The organism is Terrabacter sp. MAHUQ-38, from assembly GCF_014518425.1.
GTDB lineage: Bacteria > Actinomycetota > Actinomycetes > Actinomycetales > Dermatophilaceae > Terrabacter.
This window is the reverse complement of record NZ_JACVCU010000002.1, coordinates 866,807-885,207: the sequence shown is the minus strand read 5'-3', so window position 1 is coordinate 885,207 and position 18,401 is coordinate 866,807. Positions and strand designations below refer to the sequence as shown.

Below are 18,401 nucleotides of genomic sequence, written 5' to 3'. Positions count from 1 at the left end.
AGGGTCAGGAGGCGGGGCGGGCGAGGTAGGTGTACTCGTGGTGCACGGTGAAGCCGAGGTCCTCCCAGAAGGACACCCCGGCCGTGTTGTCACCCGACACCTGGATGTACATCGCCGGCATGTTGTTCTCGCGCGCGACCATGGCGGCGGCCGACACGAGCGTCGTGCCCAGCCCCGACCGGCGATGGTCCGGGTGCACCCAGAGACCGAAGATGCCGGCCCAGCCCGGGTGGATCGCCAGCCGTGCCAGGGCGATGATTCGGTTGCTCTCCGGGTGGCGCACCGACAGGAAGAGCTGACCGTCGCTGCCCGTGAGGACCGCCTCGGTCGAGCCCGGCACGATGGAGCGTTGCTCGCCGTAGGTCATCAGCCAGTCCGGCTTCAGCTCGGCGTCGGCGATCACCGGCGCGGACTGCTCGGTCAGCGGCGGTACCGCCGCGGACAGCCCGGTCATGACGAGGACGCGCTGCCAGCTCTCGTTGCCGCCGCCGACGGCGTAGCCGCGGGCGAGCAGCGCCGCGACGGCCGGCTGGTCCTCGGCGACGAAGCCGGGCTCGCCGTGCACCTGGAAGAGCGGCGGGCGGTCGCGCTCGGCGTACCAGCTCTCGACGAAGTCGATCGCCGGGTCGAGGGGCAGGCTCGGGTCGCCGACGACGAGCACGGAGTTGGCCCGGCCGGTGAAGCCGCCGGAGGCACGCAGCACCCAGTCGCCGAGACCGCCGCGGTCGACGGCCGGCCAGCCCTTGGCCATGACCTTCTCGAGGTCGTCGGCCGAGATGCGCCGGTGTGCGCGGCCCGGGCGGCTCGCGGGAGGGGGAACGTCCTTGGCGGCGATGACGTCGGCGCGGATGAGCTTGACCCGCTCGGTCCTCGTGTCGACGATGAGGAAGTCGTTGTCACGGGCCACCAGCTCACCCAGGAAATCGGTGGCCGCGGCCTGCGATCCCTCCTCGAGCCGGTAGCGCACGACGACTCGGCTGCCGATGGTCAGGCCGGCCGTGAGCCGGTGTCCCGCGGTGTCGGTGCCACCGAGGGAGCCCTCCCCGGGGTGGTGCTGCGAACCGGGCTCGGGGCCGGTCTCATCGGTGGGGCCGTGCGTGGGCTCGCCGTTCATGTCCGGCATACTAGGCGGTGCAGCATCCGCTCCCGAACGCTCCACAGCAGGAGGTCCGCTCCCCATGACCTACGTCATTGCCCAGCCTTGCGTCGACCTGAAGGACCGCGCCTGCATCGAGGAGTGTCCGGTCGACTGCATCTACGAGGGCAAGCGGTCGCTCTACATCCACCCCGACGAGTGCGTCGACTGCGGTGCCTGCGAGCCGGTGTGTCCCGTCGAGGCGATCTACTACGAGGACGACGTCCCCGAGCAGTGGGCCGACTACTACAACGCCAACGTCGAGTTCTTCAACGACCTCGGCAGCCCCGGCGGCGCCGCGAAGCTCGGCGTCATCGACAAGGACCACCCGCTCATCGAGGCCCTGCCGCCTCAGGAACACGACGAGTGACCACGTCGCGCACAGGACTCCACCTACCTGACTTCCCCTGGGACTCGCTCGCGCCGTACAAGGCGCGAGCGGTCGCGCATCCGGAGGGAATCGTCGATCTCTCGGTCGGCACGCCCGTCGACCCGACCCCAGAGGTGGTCCGGCGTGCGCTGGCCGAGGCGGCCGATGCCCCGGGCTACCCGCTGACGGTCGGCACCGCCGACGTGAGGGTGGCGATCTGCGAGTGGTTCGAGCGGCGCCGCGGCGTCCCGGGTCTGGCGATCGACGCCGTCCTGCCGACCATCGGCAGCAAGGAGCTCGTCGCGTGGCTGCCGACGCTTCTCGGCCTGGGGGCCGGTGACGTCGTCGGCATCCCCGCCGTCGCGTACCCGACCTACGACATCGGGGCACGCATCGCCGGCGCGACGAGTGTCGTCGCGCAGTCACTGACGAGCCTGGGCCCGCTGACGGCGGCCACGACACCGAAGCTCTTGTGGCTCAACAGCCCCGGCAACCCGAACGGGCAGGTCCTCGGCGTCGACCACCTGCGCAAGGTGGTGGCGTGGGCGCGCAGGCACGGTGTCGTCGTCGCGAGCGACGAGTGCTACGCCGAGCTCGACTGGCGCGACGGCCAGGTCGGCACGTCCACGCCGAGCATCCTGCACCCCGACGTCTGCGACGGCTCCCACGACGGCCTCCTCGCGGTGTACTCGCTGTCCAAGCAGTCCAACCTCGCCGGCTACCGCGCGGCATTCCTCGCCGGTGACCCGGCCCTCGTCGGCGCGATCCTCGAGGTGCGCAAGCACGCCGGCATGATCATGCCGACGCCCGTCCAGCACGCCATGGCGGTCGCCCTGCGCGACGACACCCACGTGCAGGCGCAGCGGACGGCATACGCCCGCAGGCGCGAGCAGCTGCTCGCGGCGGTCACCCGGGCGGGCCTTCGCGTGGAGCACTCCGAGGCGGGCCTCTATCTCTGGGCAACACGCGAGGAAGACTGCTGGACAACCGTTTCCGACCTCGCCGACCGCGGCATCCTCGTCGCGCCGGGTGCGTTCTACGGTGTCGCGGGCGCGCGCCACGTGCGCATCGCGCTCACTGCCAGCGACGAACGCGTCGCGGCCGCCTGCGCCCGGTTCTGACCGCCCCGGCTGCGGCCGTCGCAAGGCACGCGCCACAGGGGCCCCGTACACCCCTGACGACGCGCGTCGTCAGGGGTGTCCGGGCGGTGGTACGGGGATGGACCTGTTTTCTCCGGCTGCCCGACGCTGGGGTAACGTCGCTCGCGGATACGTCCGGCGACGTCTGGGCCGGAGTTACAGGAGGCGAGGAACAGTGACGAAGGCAGTGGACGCGACACTCAAGGTCGCAGACAAGGAACTCACGTTCCCGGGCGTCGACGCCGTGGTCGGCAACGACGGGCTGGGTGTGGGCTCCCTGCTCAAGGAGACCGGCCTCGTCACCTACGACGTCGGTTTCGTCAACACGGCGTCGTGCAAGAGCGCGATCACCTACATCGACGGCGACCAGGGCATCCTGCGCTACCGCGGCTACCCGATCGACCAGCTGGCTGAGAAGTCCACGTTCGTCGAGGTCGCCTACCTGCTCATCTACGGCGAGCTGCCGACCCCGGACGAGCTGACCCGCTTCGAGGACCTGCTCCGCCGCCACACGATGCTGCACGAGGACCTCCGGGCCTTCTTCAACGGCTTCCCGCGCGACGCGCACCCGATGCCGGTCCTCAGCTCGGCCGTCTCGGCGCTGGGCACGTTCTACCAGGACAGCCTCGACCCGTTCGACCAGGAGCAGGTCGAGATCTCGACGGTCCGCCTCCTCGCGAAGCTGCCGACGATAGCCGCGATGGCGCACAAGAAGAGCGTCGGCCAGCCGTACATGTACCCCGACAACTCGCTGTCGTTCGTCGAGAACTTCCTGCGGATGACGTTCGGCTACCCCGTCGAGCCCTACGAGGTCGACCCGACCGTCGCCAAGGCCCTCGATCTGCTCTTCATCCTGCACGCCGACCACGAGCAGAACTGCTCCACCTCGACGGTCCGCCTCGTTGGCTCGGCCCACGCGAACCTCTTCAACTCGGTCTCCGCCGGCATCCACGCCCTCTCCGGCCCGCTCCACGGCGGCGCCAACCAGGCCGTCCTCGAGATGCTCGCCAAGCTGCGCGCCTCGGGCGATGACCCGAAGAAGTTCATGGAGAAGGTCAAGAACAAGGAGGACGGTGTCCGGCTCATGGGCTTCGGGCACCGCGTCTACAAGAACTACGACCCGCGCGCGGCGATCATCAAGAAGTACGCCGACGAGGTCCTCGAGAAGCTCGGCCAGAACGACCCGCTCCTCGACATCGCCAAGGGCCTCGAGGAGATCGCCCTCGCCGACGACTACTTCGTCGAGCGCAAGCTCTACCCGAACGTCGACTTCTACACCGGCCTCATCTACAAGGCCATGGGCTTCGAGTCGAAGATGTTCACCGTGCTCTTCGCCATCGGCCGTCTCCCGGGCTGGATCGCCCAGTGGCGCGAGATGATGAACGACCCCGAGACGAAGATCGGCCGTCCGCGCCAGATCTACACGGGCGAGGCCGAGCGGTCGTACCCAGCCTGAGCCGCGCACGCCAGACCGACCCGATGCCCTCGCCCCACAACGGGCGGGGGCATCGGCATGATGGGGTGATGGCCAAGTACATCGTCAACGACGCGGCCGTCGCCCGGTGTCGGGAGCTCATCGACAAGCGACAGTACGTCCTCGACAGCGACTGGGGAGACGTGCAGCCAGACGCGGCGGCGCAGAACGCGTACCTCGAGAACCACTCGTGGGACGACTACGCGGCCTGGCACCTCGGGCTCACCGAGGGAGCGAACGACGAGACGAAGGCGCGGTACGCGTTCGTCTACGGCGACCTCCGGCGCGTGCACCGCACGGCGCTCATCGCCTGCGTCTACCGGGCCTCGGAGTGGCGCCACAAGGACGTGGAGCTCGCCGCGCACGACCTGCTCCAGCACCTGGACCGCGCCACCGGCTGACGCGGCCGCCCCGGCGGCGCCGGCCACGCCAGCAGCTCAAGCCAGGGTGATGGTGACGGTCGTGCCGGCGGTCCCGTCCGACCAGCCCTTGTCGCCGGCGCCGCGGTCCCAGGCCCGCTCGCCGATGCTGACCGTCGTCGCGCCGTAGAGCTCGGCCCGCGCGACGGACCAGTGCGCCACGGCCCACGCGGTCGTCGCGTCGCCGGCCGACACGGTGACGAACCCGTCGCCGGCTCGGGCCGATGTCACCCCCATCTGTTCGGCCAGGTCGCTCGCGATCCGGGCGGGCGAGGCCGACGACGTCGCGTCGTCGAGCCGGCAGGTCAGCCCGGCGGGGGAGTGGCCGGTCAGCGTCGAGGCGAGCACCCGTCCCTGGCCCTCGTGGTCGCGGTAGGCTTCGGGGTAGCCGCTCTTCTGGACGCGCTGGGCGATCTTCGTGATGTCGGCCGTCTCGTAGCCCTTGTACCTCTCGAGGGCGTCGTAGAACTTGTTGGTCGCGTAGACCGGGTCGAGGATCTGCTTCTCGGTGCCCCAACCCTGGCTCGGCCGCTGCTGGAACAGCCCCAGCGAGTCACGGTCGCCGTACCGCAGGTTGCGGATCTTCGACTCCTGGAAGGCGGTCGTCAGTGCGATGGTCGCGGCGCGCGGCGGCATCTCGCGCTTGACCGCGAGGGCCGAGATGAGTGCCGCGTTGGCCGTCTGGTCCGGGTCGAAGGTCTCGGTCATGCCGGAGGCCGTGATCGTGCACTTCGGGTTGACGACGCTCGAGTAGAGGAACCGACCGCCGAACCACACGCCCGCGACGACGAGCGCAACCACGAGCAGCAGCGTCACCCTGCCGCGTCGGCGGCGCACGGGAGCACGCTCGCGGGACTTGGCGAGAGTCGCGCCCGGTCGGTTCGTCGGCATGGGGTCCTCGGGTGGTCGGCTGCGGGCCAGCCGGCGTGCGGCTGGGCTCAGTCGTTGACGTGGAGCGCGGCGTTGAGCGTGATGCCCGTGCCCTTGCGGTCACGAGCCTCGACGGCACCGCTGACGCTGTTGCGGATGAACAGGATGTTGCTCGACCCCGACAGCTCCTTGGCCTTGACCACGGACCCGTCGGGCAGCACCACCTTGGTACCTGCGGTGACGTACAGCCCGGCCTCGACGACGCAGTCGTCGCCGAGGGCGATGCCGATGCCACCGTTGGCGCCGACCAGACAACGCTCGCCGATGCTCACGCGTTCCGTGCCGCCGCCCGAGAGCGTGCCCATGATCGAGGCACCTGCGCCGATGTCGGACCCGTCGCCGACGACGACCCCCTGCACGATGCGCCCCTCGACCATCGACGTGCCGAGCGTGCCGGCGTTGAAGTTGCAGAAGCCCTCGTGCATGACGGTGGTGCCCGCGGACAGGTACGCGCCGAGCCGCACCCGGTCGGCGTCGGCGATGCGCACGCCCTGCGGCACCACGTAGTCGGTCATCCGCGGGAACTTGTCGACCCCGTAGACGGCGACGTGCTGGCCCCGGGCACGCAGCCGCATCCGCGTCTGCTCGAAGCCGTCGACGGCGCAGGCGCCGGCGCTCGTCCACACGACGTTGGGCAGCGCGCCGAAGACACCGTCGAGGTTGATCGTGTTGGGTCGCACGAGGCAGTGCGAGAGCAGGTGCAGGCGCAGGTAGGCGTCCGGCGGGTCGGCGGGAGCCGCGTCGAGGTCGATCTCGACGAGCCTGACCTCGGTCCGCACGCGGCGGGCCGGGTCGGCGCCGGCCAGGGCCTCGAGTCCCTCGGGCGCGGCCGCATCGGCGGGACGCGCCCCCAGGACCGGTTGCGGGAACCACGTGTCGAGCACCTGCCCGTCGTCCGTGATCGTCGTCAGTCCGTGTCCCCAGGCGTTGCGCTCCGACATGGCCGCAAGGATATGGGGCCGGGCCATGACCGTGAAACGGGGACCCGGAGCGCGGACAGACCTCCGGCGGACGCCCGCTAGCCTTCCCGTATGCCGTCCAACCCGCTGCCCGCCGAACCGACCACCTCCGAGGTTGCTCTCCCCGGCGCGTCCCTCGACCTGTCCGCCGACGTCACGACGCTCACGGCTGCGGTCTGCGACATCGAGTCGGTCAGCCACGACGAGCAGGCGCTCGCCGATGCCATCGAGCAGGCCCTGCGACCTCTCGCGCACCTCGAGGTCATCCGCGACGGCAACACCATCATCGCCCGCACGTCCCTCGGTCGTGACGAACGGATCGTGCTCGCCGGCCACATCGACACCGTGCCGCTCACGGCCGTGCCGAACCTGCCGACGCGACGGGTCGACGGCGAGCTCTGGGGGCGCGGCACGGTGGACATGAAGGGCGGCATCGGCATCATGCTGCGCATCGCCGCCGAGGTCACCGAGCCGAGCCGCGACCTGACCTTCCTCTTCTACGAGTGCGAGGAGATCGACGGCAGGTTCAACGGTCTCGCGCGGGTCGCCGAGACGACACCCCACCTGCTCGCGGGCGACTTCGCCGTGCTGCTCGAGCCGACGAACGGCGCCATCGAGGGCGGGTGCAAGGGCACCCTGCGAGTCGACGTCGTCACCAAGGGCGTCGCGGCCCACTCCGCGCGGCCGTGGAAGGGCCACAACGCGATCCACGACGCAGGGGCCCTCCTGGCGCGACTCACGGCCTACGACGCCGAGACGATCAACGTCGACGGGCTCGACTACCACGAGGCCCTCCAGGCCGTCGGGATCAGCGGTGGCATCGCCGGCAACGTCATCCCCGACAGGTGCACGGTCACCGTCAACTACCGCTACGCGCCCGACAAGGACACCGAGCAGGCCCTTGCCCACGTCAAGCACGTGTTCGACGGCTTCGAGGTGACGCTCACCGACGCCGCCGACGGCGCGCGCCCGGGACTGCTGCTGCCGGCTGCCAAGGCCTTCATCGACGCACTCGACGTGCCGGTGAACGCCAAGGAGGGCTGGACCGACGTCGCGCGGTTCTCGGCCCTCGGCGTGCCGGCCGTCAACTACGGGCCGGGCGACCCCAACCTCGCGCACATGGACGACGAGCACTGCCCGGTGCAGCAGTACGCCGACGCCGAAGCCGCACTGCTGCGCTGGCTCGGCTGACCCGTCCGCATAGGGTGGCGCTGTGAGCGACGAACAGCCCGTGCCCGCCACGCCGGGGAGCCCCCACGAGGACCGGCGCCAGACCGGCCCGGTGACGCTGCGCCGTCACAAGGTGCCGCAGACGACGACCGACCAGCGTCTGCTCGAAGGCCATCGCGGCACCGACTGGTTGCACGCCGACCCCTGGCGGGTGATGCGCATCCAGTCCGAGTTCGTCGAGGGCTTCGGCGCCCTGTCCGAGCTCGGGCCCGCGGTCGCGGTGTTCGGCTCGGCGCGCACCCGACCGGACGACCCGGCATACGCCCGGGGGATCGAGGTGGGCCGCCGGCTCGTCGAGGCCGGCTACGCGGTGATCACGGGAGGCGGTCCCGGGGCCATGGAGGCCGCCAACAGGGGGGCCTTCGAGGCGAAGGGCACCTCCGTCGGGCTCGGCATCGAGCTGCCGTTCGAGACCGGGCTCAACGAGTACGTCGACCTCGGCATCAACTTCCGCTACTTCTTCGCCCGCAAGGTCATGTTCCTCAAGTACTCCCGCGGGTTCATCGTGCTGCCGGGCGGCTTCGGCACGCTCGACGAGCTCTTCGAGGCCGTGACCCTCGCCCAGACCCAGAAGGTCACCGAGTTCCCGGTCGTGCTGCTGGGCGTCGACTACTGGCAGGGCCTCATCGACTGGCTGCGCCACACCGTCCTCGAGAACGGCATGATCGGGCCTGCCGACATCGACCGGCTCATCGTCACCGACGACCCGGAGGAGGCCGTCAAGGCGATCCGCACCCACGAGGAGCCGCAACCGTGAAGTGGCTCTTCCTCTTCGTCGGCATCGTCGTCATCTGCTTCGTCGTCGCGCTCGTCCTGGGCCTCGCCGGCGGTGGGCTCGGACGCACGAGCGCCTCGCTGAGCCACGAGCCGCTACCCGACGAGCCGATCCAGGACGCCGACTTCGACGACCTCGTCCTCGACGTCGCGGCCCGCGGCTACCGGATGAGCCAGGTCGACGGTGTCATCGACCGGCTGCGGCGCGAGCTGCGCGAGAAGGACGAGGAGATCGCCGTGCTCCGCGGCGAGGAGCGCGAGGGGCCCGAGGCGGAGTCCTCGGACGTCGAGCCTGCCGCAGCCGAGCCTTCCGAGCCTCCCGCTTCTTCCGTGCCTTCCGGGGCCGGCGAGCCGGAAGGCACGCCATCCGAGGCCGAGCCCTCCGAGGTCCGACCGCGGGTGGCCGAACCGTCCGATCCGACGGTCGGCCGCGAACGCACCACATGACCGAGGTCGTCTCCCTGCGGCCGCGCCGGGTCTTCATGGCGTGGGTCCTCGCGGTGTACGCGCTCGCGCGCGTGGTCACGACGACCGTCCTGCTCGTCGTCATGCAGCACCAGGTGCCGAGCGGCATGACCGGCGGAGACGACGTGCCGGTCACCTACTTCCCGTTCACGGCACTCTGGGACGGTCAGTGGTACCTGCGCGTCGCCGATGGCGGCTACCCCGACGTCCTGCCGGTCACCGGCACCGGCGAGGTGGCCGAGAACCCGTGGGCGTTCTACCCGCTCCTGCCCCTCATGGCCCGGATCGGCATGACCCTGACCGGCCTCGACTTCCCGACCGTCGCCTCGAGCATCGCACTGCTCTGCGGCGCCGGCGCGGCGGTGGTCATGGGGCTGCTGCTGCGCGAGCGCGTCGGCGACCCGGCGGCACACGTCGTCGTCGCGCTCTGGGCGAGCTTCCCCGCGTCGGTGACGCTCCAGCTCGCCTACACCGAGTCGTTGGCGATGCTGCTCCTCGTCGGCTACCTCTACGCCCTCGCCAAGGAACGGTGGCTCGTGGCCACCGCCGTGGCGGTGCTCGTCGGGCTGTCGAGACCCATCGCGGCGCCGCTCGGGCTCGTGACGCTCGTCGTCGTCGTGCTGCGCTGGCGACGTCGGCGCGAGCGCCCGATCACAGCGGGCACGTATGCCGCGATGCTCGCCGCGCTCGTCGGCTGCGGTGTCGCGGGCCTGCTGTGGCCGGCGATCGCGTGGTGGCGCACCGGCGTCCGCTCCGCGTACACCGACACCATGGCGGCGTGGCGCAGCTACCGGAGCATCGAGCTCTTCGTGCCGTGGGCCGACCGCGTGCAGGATCCGTCATGGGGACCTTGGCTCATCGGCGGCCCGATCGTGGTGCTGCTCATCGTCGCCGGACCCTGGGCCCGCAACCTCGGCGCCGACCTGCGCACGTGGACGCTCGGCTACACGGCCTACCTCGTCGCGACGCTGGACCCGTTCACGAGCATCTTCCGCTACCTCATCCCACTCTTCCCGATCCTCGTCGTGGTGCTCGGAGCCGGGTGGGCCGACCGGAGGGGCAACACCTGGACGCGCCTGCTGGTGCGGGCCGTGCCCCTGCTCGTCGCGTTCGTCGTCGGCCAGTACTACTGGACCGACGTGCTGTGGCGCTTCGTGCCACCGAGCGACTACCCGCCCTGACGTGGCTCAGCCGGGTCCGCGCACCATAGAGAGCGCGAGATCTGGCGTCTGATGGGGCACCCGATGCGTCCCAGCGACAGCCGTCGCGCGCCCTCGCGCCCGATCAGCCCTCCGCGGCGAGCCGGTCGAGGTCACGCTCGCAGAAGCGGCGGTGCGCCCACTCCTCGTCGAGCAGCGTGTGCAGGCACTCGAGGATCGTGCGCTCGGTCGGGTCGAGCGGCCAGCCCCGCTCGGTCGCGTCCCACCCGCGCTGCGCGAAGTCATCAGGCGTCACCGTGGCCAGGAAGTCGCCGACCTCGGTGCGCTGCCGCAGCCGCACCTCGAGCACCTCGTCGAGGCTCGGCGACGCCGTGGGGTCGATCCCCATCTCGGGCTGGTGCGGCACGAACCCGGATGGCAGTCCGATCGCGTGGAAGGCACCGGCCCGTCCGAGGACCGCCCGGGTGAACCACGCATCGGTGACGAAGACGAGGTGGCGCATCGTCTCCAGCGCCGACCACTCGTCGTCAACGCCTCGGTGCTGGTCCGCTTCGGGCAGCGCCGCCACGCGCGCCGCGGTCTCGTCCCAGTGGCGCAACAGCCACGACCAGGCCTCACGGAGACCTGCCGGTTCCTCCGAGCGCATCAGCAGGCGCTCCGGGTGGCGCCGGTCGAGCTCGGCCTCGACGTATGCCGTCACCTCGACCTCGTTGACGACGAGGTCCTGCACGAGCCCGTCGATCTCCATGCCGACGGCGACCACCCCGATCATCCGGGCCCCCGAGAGGACGCCCTCACGGAACGTCGCGCGGCTGAGGTCCACGTCGCGGAAGACGGCGTCGCTGAGGTCTTGGTCGCGGAACTCCGGTGCCATTCCTCGACGCTAGCCCCGCACACCGACAGCGACACTGAGCAGGCGTGGCTCAGGTACCGCTGTAGGTCGGCTTGTCCTTGGCCAGGAACGCGTCGACCGCGGCCCGGTGGTCGCTGCTCCGACCGGTGAGGGCCATGAGCTCGGCCTCGTTGGCGAGCGCGTCGGCGAGGTCGGCGCTCGCGGAGTAGGCGACCGCACGGCGGATCGAGCCGTACGCGAGGGTGGGACCGTCGGCCAGCGTCCGCGCGAGGTCGGCGACGGCCGCATCGAGCTCGTGGGCAGGTACGACCTTCGTCACGAGGCCGAGAGCGAGTGCCTCGTCGGCGCCCACCGTGCGCGGCAGGAGGAGCAGCTCCTTGGCGCGGGCGGGCCCGACGAGCCGGGGAAGGGTCCACGACGCGCCCGAGTCGCACGAGAGTGCGATGCCCGCGAACGACGTGTTGAGCCCCGCGCGGTCCGACGCGACACGGAAGTCGCACGCCAGGGCGAAGCTGAGTCCCGCCCCCGCCGCGACCCCGTTGATCGCCGCGATGACCGGCTTGTTCATCGTCGCGAGCGACGTGACGATCCGGTTGTAGTGGTCGGTGACCGTCGTCGCGAGCGTCGAGGTGGGGTCGCCGAGGTTGCGCACGTGCTCCTTGAGGTCCTGCCCGACGCAGAACGCGCGACCCGACCCCGTGAGCACGACACACCGCACGGCCGGGTCCTCGCCGACGTCGTGCAGCGCGGCGACGAGCGCGCCCTTGAGGGCGTTGTCGAGGCTGTTCATGGCGTCGGGCCGGTTGAGCCGGAGCCAGGCGATGCCGTCGTCGACCTCGACGAGGAGCGGGGCGTCGGGCGCCTCGGGGAAGTCGGGCGTCTCAGGCGTCTCGGGGGTCTGCGTCATGGCCGCCACTCTGTCCCAATCTGTCCCCTCGGGGAAGCGTGGCACCCGTCACGTGCCACGGGGTGCCTTCGGTCACATCCCCAATTAGGTCTCGCAAACGAGACACGGAATAATGGGACCAAAGACCGAGGATTCCTAGGGAAGGGGAACCATGGCAGCAATGAAGCCGAGGACCGGCGACGGACCGCTCGAGGTCGTCAAGGAGGGCCGCGGCATCGTGTTGCGGATGCCCCTTGAGGGCGGCGGGCGTCTCGTTGTCGAGATGACCCCCGACGAGGCTGCAGCTCTGCGTGACGCGATCCAGGGTTGTGACGGCGTCAGCTGACCCTTCACCCGATCCAGGTTAGACGGCCCCCGACCATCCGGTCGGGGGCCGTTCGCGTCACCGGCGAGAGGGCGTATGCCGTCCGGCCGGCCGGACGGCATACGCGTCCGGACCGTGTCAACGCTTGACGGCGACGAGCAGGCCCTCGCCCACGGGAAGCAGCGCCACGGTGAACTGGTCGTGGGCGAGGATGGTGCGCCCGACGTCACGCAGCGTGCGCGTCTCGGCGTCGCGGTTGGCCGGGTCGGACTCCTTGTCGCTCCACGTGAGCACGAGGGTGCCGCCGGGCCGGAGCAGGCGGGTGGCCTGCGTGAGGTAGTCGGGGTACTCCTCCTTGTCGGCGTCGACGACGACAAGGTCGTAGGCGGCATCGGTCATACGGGGGAGCACCTCGAGCGCCCGACCGGCGATGACGCGGGTGCGCTGGTGGGCGATCCCGGCGGCCGCGAAGGCCTCGCGGGCCGCGCGCTGGTGCTCGGTCTCGAGGTCGATCGTCGTGAGGATGCCGTCGGCCGGCATGCCGCCGAGCAGCCACAGGCCGGACGCGCCGGCACCCGTGCCGATCTCCATGACGGCCTTGGCACCCGTCGCGGCCGCGAGCACCTGTAGCGCGGCGCCGACACCGTTGCCGACGGGCTGGGCGCCGAGCTCCTCGCCGCGGCGGCTCGCCTCCTCGACGTGCTCGCTCGCGGCGACGAACTCCTCGGCGTGCGACCATGCGGCGACCTTCTGGGTGCTCATGGTCGTCACCCTACTGTGACGAACCGGGTGGATTCGGCACGCCGTCGCCCCGGAAGGGGTAAGGATCGGCTCATGGATGACAACGACGTGCCGACCCCGGAGCACCGGCGCCCGGAGGGTGTCGACGACGCCACCATCGAGGCGCTCGGAAAGCTGTCCGAGGCCTTCGAGGTGATCGAGGACGCCCGGGGCCACCTGTACCGCTTCCACCGCCTGACCGGCACGGCCGACCTCGCGCTCGGCGAGGCGGTCGAGATGCTCCGCACGGCCGGTCACGTCGACCTCGCAGACCGGCTCCAGACGGAGCTCGTCGGGCGCAACGTCCTCGAGGGGCGGTGGACGTTCCAGGTCATCGAGGAGTACGACGACGGCTACTACGCGACGTTCAGGGACCTCGAGGCCGCCGCCCGCAACGAGCTCGTCGACGGACGCCGGCACCTCTACGAGGCCGAGATGAAGGAGGACCGGCGCACGCACGGCCGGCGCCACCACGAGGCCACCCCTCGCGAGTGCAGCGACCAGGCGCCGTGACCGATCCACAGCGGATCCACAGGTTCCGGCGGGTGGCCGGACAGCACCGCACGACACGATCGAGGGAACGAAACCAGCATTGACGGCGTTCTTGTCGTTGAACCCTTCCCGTGAAAGGCCCAGCCCCAAGTGAGCACCAGCGTGACGTCCACCTCTCCCACCTCGGTGGAGCAGGCCGACTCGACGTGGACTCCTCCCACCTGGGAGGAGATCGTCGAGCAGCACTCGGCGCGCGTCTATCGGCTGGCGTACCGCCTCACGGGCAACCCCCACGACGCCGAGGACCTGACGCACGACGTGTTCGTCCGGGTCTTCCGCTCGCTCCACTCGTACCAGCCCGGCACGTTCGAGGGCTGGCTGCACCGCATCACGACCAACGTCTTCCTCGACAAGATGCGCCGCAAGCAGCGGATCCGCTTCGACGCGCTGCCGGAGGATGCCGCCGGCCGCCTCCCGAGCACCGAGAAGGGCCCCGAGCAGACCTACCACGACGGCCGTTTCGACGACGACGTGCAGCGCGCGCTCGACGCCCTGGCGCCGGAGTTCCGGGCGGCCGTCGTCCTCTGTGACATCGAGGGTCTGTCCTACGAGGAGATCTCCGCGACGCTCGGCGTCAAGCTGGGCACGGTCCGCTCGCGCATCCACCGTGGTCGCGCGCAGCTGCGCGAGGCGCTCGCCCACCGCGCGCCCGAGGCGGTCGCGTCGGCGGCCGGCAAGCCCGACTCCCGCACGTCCCGTGCGGGCCTGCGCCTCCCCGGCCGTCGCGTCGCCGCGAGCACACGCTGATGGGTGCGGGGGTGATCACGTGACGCCGCACCTCAAGAGCCACGTCCGCGCCTACGTCGACCGCGCGCTGCCCCCGGCGCTGCTGCACGTCTACGACCGACACCTCGTCTGCTGCGCCATGTGCCGGGCCGCCGCCGAGCAGGAGCGACGGATCGTCGCCTCGCTCCGCGCCGACACCGGCGTGCCGATGAGCCTGCGCACCTCCCTCATGGGGCTCGCGGCAACCTCCCCACTGGAGCCCGCCCCGGCGAGCACCGGGCCCCGCATCCCGATGCCGCCCCTCGGCTTCCGTATGCCGTCCGCCCCGTCCTACGACCCCGTGCCCACCGTGCGCCCGACCGCTCCTGCCCTGCACCGCTCGCCGATGCGTGCGGCGGTCGTGGCCTCGATCGCGGCCGGCGCCTCCGTGGCTGCGGCCTGGGGCCTGACGGTGTCGCCGGTTCCCGGTTCGCGCGTGCCCGCGACGCGCACACCGGTCGCGAGCTTCGGGGCCAGCACCGTGAGCGCCGTCAACTTCGGTGGGTCGGTCATCCCCGGCAACCGTGTCTCGTCGGTCACGCGTGAGCCCCGGTCCGACGTCGGTGCCGGCAACGTGCCCTACTGGGTCGTGGCGACCCGCGCCTCCAACAGGGCCCCCGGCGCCGCCGGTGCGCCAGCCCCGCTCCGCGTCTCGGACGTCGGTTCGGCACAATCGAGTCCATGAGCGACGAGCCGAGGACGCCGGACCCCGAGCCGACGGCACCTCCCGAGCCCACGCGGGCGGTCGAGCCGGAGCAGACCGGCATCATCGACCTGCACGACACCCAGGCCATACCTCGTGAGCCGGCGCCCAGCCAACCCGTGCCGGCCGGCCCGCAGGCACCCTCCGCTCCGCGGTCCGAGGACGCGTGGTTCGACGTCTTCGGCGGCGAGCACCCGGCCGACGGCGCCGGCGTCCCGGCCCGGGCCGACGCCTCGTGGGGCAGCGACCGCGCCGACGCCCTCGCCGAAAAGGCCCACCGCTCCGCGTACGCGCCCCCGGTCGCCGACGAGGCGCCGGTCACCTCGAGCGCACCCGCCCAGACGTCGGGTCCCGTGACCGATCCCGCTGCGGTTGCGGCACCAGGTGCCGAGCCCGGCGCGACCACGACGCAGCCGAGCGGGCCCTTCGGGCCGGGCCCGGCATACGCCGGCCCGGTACCGCAGGCGCCCGCGGGCGAGCAGCCCTCAGCCGCAGGCGAACCCGTGCCGCCCGGCGTGCTGCTCACCGACGAGCCGCGACCTGCCGGCCCGCGCAAGGGGCGTGGCAGGGTCGTCGCGGCCGTGGTGGGCCTGTGCCTGCTGTCCGGCGTGGTCGGCGGGGTGGCCGGCCAGCTCGCCGAGGACCGCATCAACACGGGCGTGTCGACCCTTCCCGAGCCCGGTCCAGGGGCCACGCAGCGCCCGCCCGGCTCGATCGCCAACATCGCCGCGAAGGTGCTGCCCAGCGTCGTGACCATCAAGGTCGACGCCGGCAGCGAGGGGTCCGCGACCGGCTCCGGGTTCGTCATCGACTCCAAGGGACACGTCCTGACCAACAACCACGTCGTCGAGCCGGGGGTAAGCGGCGACATCGAGGTCGTGCTCAGCAACGGTGACACCGAGAAGGCGACGATCGTGGGACGCGACGCGAGCTACGACCTCGCCGTGCTGAAGATCGAGCGCACCGACCTCACCCCGCTCCAGCTCGGCCCGTCCGACAAGGTCGTCGTCGGTGACCAGGTCATCGCCGTCGGCGCCCCGCTCGGGCTCGACCAGACCGTGACCACCGGCATCGTCAGCGCCCTGAACCGCCCTGTCACCCCGGGCGAGGGTAGCGAGGCTTCCTACATCAACGCGATCCAGACCGACGCGGCGATCAACCCCGGCAACTCCGGGGGCCCGCTGCTCGACCTCGACGGCAGGGTCATCGGCGTCAACAGCGCCATCGCACGCGTGCCCGGCACGAGCGGGGCCACCGGCGGCAGCATCGGACTCGGGTTCGCCATCCCGAGCGACCAGGCCCGCCGCACCGCCGACCAGCTCATCGCGACCGGCAAGGCCACGCACCCGGTCATCGGCGTCAAGCTCGACCGCACGTTCACCGGCGAGGGCGCGCAGGTGATCGACGCGCCCGATGCCGTGACCGCCGGCGGGCCTGCCGCGAAGGCCGGCGTGAAGCCCGGCGACGTCATCGTCGCCTTCGAGGGCAAGCGCATCCGAACGCCCGACCAGCTCATCGTCTCGATCCGCGCCCGGGCGGTCGGCGACACCGTGAGCCTCAGGGTCGAGCGTGACGGGCAGCAGCTGGACCTGCGGATGACGCTGGAAGCCGATCCGGCCAGCTAGGCCCCAGCCCGCCACCGTAGGATGGCGCCGCCGGAACGCGTGGAAGCGGAGGAACTGTGTTCGACATCAACGGGTGGGAGCTGCTCCTGCTCGGGTTGCTCGCGATCCTCATCCTGGGTCCCGAGCGACTGCCCGAGTACGCCGCGAAGTTCGGCCGCTTCGTGCGGCAGGCCCGCACGATGGCCGACCGGGCCAAGCAGCAGCTCAAGGACGAGATGGGTCCGGAGTTCTCGGACGTCGACTGGAGAGCCTACGACCCGCGCCAGTACGACCCGCGCAAGATCGTCCGCGACGCCCTCGCGGCGCCGGCCGACGACGACGACATCGCGCCCGAGCCGACCGTCGACAAGCCCCTCAGCACGCCACGTGGCCACGACCCGTCCCTGCCAACGCCCTGGGACAGCGAAGCCACCTGACCCCGCGACAAGGCACGACGGGACTCGAGTTCCCCCGAACGAAAGTGACCACTCGACCAGACGGTCGAGTGGTCACTTTCGTCCGCGCGCGGCGAGGCCTCGCGCACGTCGAGTGGTCACTTTCGTCCGCGCGCGGGGAGGCCTCGCGCATGTCGAGTGGTCACTTTCGTACGCGCGGGGAGGCTCGCGCTCGTCGAGTGGTCACTTTCGTACGCACCGATTTCCCCCTCGGCGGTTGAGGGGCGGCGGGTCAGCGTCCCGCGGGGGTGAGACCGAGTGAGCGGCCGGCGAGGCCGCGGGCGCGCGAGCCGAGGCTGCGCGCGATACCGCGCAGGGCGACGGCGGCAGCGGAGTCGGGCTCACCGAGCACGACGGGGGTGCCGGTGTCGCCGCCCTCGCGCAGGCGTGTGTCGAGCGGGATCTGGCCGAGCAGCTCGACGGGCGCCCCGATGCTCTTCGTCAGCGAGTCGGCGACGGCCTGGCCGCCACCCGAGCCGAAGATCTCCTGGCGGGTGCCGTCGGGCAGCTCGAGCCACGACATGTTCTCGATGACACCGACGACCCGCTGGTGCGTCTGCAGGGCGATCGCGCCGGCCCGCTCGGCCACCTCGGCGGCGGCCTGCTGCGGCGTCGTGACGACGAGGATCTCGGCGGTGGGGATGAGCTGGGCGACCGAGATCGCGATGTCACCCGTGCCCGGAGGCAGGTCGAGGAGCAGCACGTCGAGGTCGCCCCAGAAGACGTCGCCGAGGAACTGCTGCAGCGCGCGGTGCAGCATCGGACCCCGCCACACCACGGGCTGGTTGCCGGGCACGAACATGCCGATCGAGATGACCTTCACGTCGTGGCTGATGGGCGGCAGGATCATGTCGTCGACCTGTGTCGGGCGCTGCTCGACCCCCAGCATGCGCGGCACCGAGAAGCCGTAGACGTCGGCGTCGACGACGCCCACGCGCAGGCCCTGCTCGGCCATCGCCGCGGCGAGGTTGACGGTCACCGACGACTTGCCGACGCCGCCCTTGCCGGACGCCACGGCATACACGCGGGTGAGGCTGTTGGGCTTCGCGAAGGGGATCTCCTTCTCAGGGGCTCCGCCGCGCAGCTGCGAACGCAGCTCGGCGCGCTGCTCGTCGCTCATGACGTCGAGCTCGACCTCGACGGACGTCACGCCGTCGAGGGCGAGGAGGGCGTTGGAGCTGTCCCGGGTCAGGGTTTCCTTCATCGGGCAGCCCGAGACCGTGAGGAAGATGGCGAGCGCCACCCTGCCCGCGTCGTCGATCTCGACCGACTTGACCATGCCGAGCTCGGTGATCGGCTTGCGGATCTCGGGGTCGTTGACCTTCGACAGCGCCGTGAGCATGACGTCGCGGCTGGGCAGTACGGGGACAGACATGTCCTCCATCGTATGCCGACGCGGAGGAGCTCACGGTCACGGCCGGCC

General features: G+C 71.2%; 21 protein-coding genes. 14 read left to right on the top strand and 7 right to left on the bottom strand.

All coding sequences use genetic code 11. The features are described 5' to 3' along the window. Positions 1–4: 4 nt before the first annotated feature. The gene (locus H9I49_RS11030) at positions 5–1,114 is read right to left on the bottom strand and encodes a GNAT family N-acetyltransferase (protein ID WP_255523816.1); all 1,110 of its coding nucleotides are present in this window, start codon (positions 1,112–1,114) and stop codon (positions 5–7) included. 64 nt (positions 1,115–1,178) lie between these two features. Between H9I49_RS11030 and fdxA the strand changes: the two genes are divergently transcribed. The 4 genes from fdxA (at position 1,179) to H9I49_RS11010 (ending at position 4,519) form a co-directional block, all read left to right on the top strand. Beyond that, positions 1,179–1,505, top strand: coding sequence for a ferredoxin (gene fdxA, locus H9I49_RS11025; protein ID WP_020143133.1), 327 nt, complete (start codon positions 1,179–1,181; stop codon positions 1,503–1,505). Continuing rightward, the gene (gene dapC / locus H9I49_RS11020) at positions 1,502–2,626 is read left to right on the top strand and encodes a succinyldiaminopimelate transaminase (RefSeq protein ID WP_188030360.1); all 1,125 of its coding nucleotides are present in this window, start codon (positions 1,502–1,504) and stop codon (positions 2,624–2,626) included. The genes fdxA and dapC overlap by 4 nt, the downstream gene beginning before the upstream one ends. A gap of 193 nt (positions 2,627–2,819) precedes the next feature. Continuing rightward, entirely contained in the window at positions 2,820–4,100 is a 1,281-nt protein-coding gene (locus H9I49_RS11015; RefSeq protein ID WP_188030359.1) for a citrate synthase, read from the top strand. Between the two features lie 68 nt (positions 4,101–4,168). Beyond that, on the top strand, positions 4,169–4,519 hold the full coding sequence (locus H9I49_RS11010; protein ID WP_188030358.1) for a hypothetical protein: 351 nt from the start codon (positions 4,169–4,171) through the stop codon (positions 4,517–4,519). Between the two features lie 36 nt (positions 4,520–4,555). On the opposite strand, the gene H9I49_RS11005 is transcribed toward H9I49_RS11010, so the two are convergent. Next, a complete protein-coding gene (locus tag H9I49_RS11005) occupies positions 4,556–5,428 on the bottom strand; it encodes a hypothetical protein (RefSeq protein ID WP_255523815.1) in 873 nt (290 codons plus the stop codon). A 47-nt stretch (positions 5,429–5,475) separates the two neighbouring features. Then, the gene (dapD, locus tag H9I49_RS11000) at positions 5,476–6,408 is read right to left on the bottom strand and encodes a 2,3,4,5-tetrahydropyridine-2,6-dicarboxylate N-succinyltransferase (protein ID WP_188030357.1); all 933 of its coding nucleotides are present in this window, start codon (positions 6,406–6,408) and stop codon (positions 5,476–5,478) included. Between the two features lie 90 nt (positions 6,409–6,498). On the opposite strand from dapD, the gene dapE reads away from it, so the two are divergent. The 4 genes from dapE to H9I49_RS10980 are packed head-to-tail and all read left to right on the top strand — an operon-like array spanning position 6,499 to position 10,076. Continuing rightward, entirely contained in the window at positions 6,499–7,617 is a 1,119-nt protein-coding gene (gene dapE / locus H9I49_RS10995) for a succinyl-diaminopimelate desuccinylase (protein WP_188030356.1), read from the top strand. A 22-nt stretch (positions 7,618–7,639) separates the two neighbouring features. Then, positions 7,640–8,413, top strand: a complete 774-nt coding sequence (locus H9I49_RS10990; protein WP_188030355.1) for a TIGR00730 family Rossman fold protein — start codon at positions 7,640–7,642, stop codon at positions 8,411–8,413. Continuing rightward, the gene (locus H9I49_RS10985; RefSeq protein WP_188030354.1) at positions 8,410–8,877 is read left to right on the top strand and encodes a cell division protein DivIVA; all 468 of its coding nucleotides are present in this window, start codon (positions 8,410–8,412) and stop codon (positions 8,875–8,877) included. The genes H9I49_RS10990 and H9I49_RS10985 overlap by 4 nt, the downstream gene beginning before the upstream one ends. Further along, complete coding sequence (locus tag H9I49_RS10980; protein WP_188030353.1) at positions 8,874–10,076, top strand: hypothetical protein; 1,203 nt, start codon at positions 8,874–8,876, stop codon at positions 10,074–10,076. Before H9I49_RS10985 ends, H9I49_RS10980 begins: the two co-directional genes overlap by 4 nt. A 103-nt stretch (positions 10,077–10,179) precedes the next feature. Here the strand turns inward: H9I49_RS10980 and H9I49_RS10975 are convergent, their stop codons facing one another. After that, positions 10,180–10,929 (bottom strand): DinB family protein, encoded by a 750-nt coding sequence (locus H9I49_RS10975; RefSeq protein WP_188030352.1) that lies wholly within the window; start codon positions 10,927–10,929, stop codon positions 10,180–10,182. A 49-nt stretch (positions 10,930–10,978) separates the two neighbouring features. Then, on the bottom strand, positions 10,979–11,815 hold the full coding sequence (locus H9I49_RS10970; protein WP_188030351.1) for an enoyl-CoA hydratase/isomerase family protein: 837 nt from the start codon (positions 11,813–11,815) through the stop codon (positions 10,979–10,981). 151 nt (positions 11,816–11,966) lie between these two features. On the opposite strand from H9I49_RS10970, the gene H9I49_RS10965 reads away from it, so the two are divergent. After that, positions 11,967–12,140, top strand: a complete 174-nt coding sequence (locus H9I49_RS10965) for a DUF3117 domain-containing protein (protein WP_076262632.1) — start codon at positions 11,967–11,969, stop codon at positions 12,138–12,140. Positions 12,141–12,257: 117 nt separating this feature from the next. Here the strand turns inward: H9I49_RS10965 and H9I49_RS10960 are convergent, their stop codons facing one another. Further along, positions 12,258–12,881, bottom strand: a complete 624-nt coding sequence (locus H9I49_RS10960) for an O-methyltransferase (protein WP_188030350.1) — start codon at positions 12,879–12,881, stop codon at positions 12,258–12,260. Between the two features lie 72 nt (positions 12,882–12,953). On the opposite strand from H9I49_RS10960, the gene H9I49_RS10955 reads away from it, so the two are divergent. The 5 genes from H9I49_RS10955 (at position 12,954) to H9I49_RS10935 (ending at position 16,960) form a co-directional block, all read left to right on the top strand. Further along, positions 12,954–13,412, top strand: coding sequence for a hypothetical protein (locus H9I49_RS10955; RefSeq protein ID WP_188030349.1), 459 nt, complete (start codon positions 12,954–12,956; stop codon positions 13,410–13,412). A 141-nt stretch (positions 13,413–13,553) separates the two neighbouring features. Continuing rightward, on the top strand, positions 13,554–14,198 hold the full coding sequence (gene sigE / locus H9I49_RS10950; RefSeq protein WP_188030348.1) for an RNA polymerase sigma factor SigE: 645 nt from the start codon (positions 13,554–13,556) through the stop codon (positions 14,196–14,198). A 19-nt stretch (positions 14,199–14,217) separates the two neighbouring features. After that, positions 14,218–14,901: an anti-sigma factor gene (locus H9I49_RS10945; RefSeq protein ID WP_188030347.1), complete on the top strand. Its 684-nt coding sequence runs from the start codon at positions 14,218–14,220 to the stop codon at positions 14,899–14,901. Further along, entirely contained in the window at positions 14,898–16,544 is a 1,647-nt protein-coding gene (locus H9I49_RS10940) for a S1C family serine protease (protein WP_188030346.1), read from the top strand. The genes H9I49_RS10945 and H9I49_RS10940 overlap by 4 nt, the downstream gene beginning before the upstream one ends. A gap of 56 nt (positions 16,545–16,600) precedes the next feature. Beyond that, complete coding sequence (locus H9I49_RS10935) at positions 16,601–16,960, top strand: twin-arginine translocase TatA/TatE family subunit (protein ID WP_188030345.1); 360 nt, start codon at positions 16,601–16,603, stop codon at positions 16,958–16,960. A 250-nt stretch (positions 16,961–17,210) separates the two neighbouring features. Here the strand turns inward: H9I49_RS10935 and H9I49_RS10930 are convergent, their stop codons facing one another. After that, positions 17,211–18,353 carry an Mrp/NBP35 family ATP-binding protein gene (locus H9I49_RS10930; RefSeq protein ID WP_188030344.1) on the bottom strand — a complete coding sequence of 381 codons (1,143 nt, stop codon included), beginning with the start codon at positions 18,351–18,353 and terminating at the stop codon, positions 17,211–17,213. Positions 18,354–18,401 lie beyond the last annotated feature (48 nt).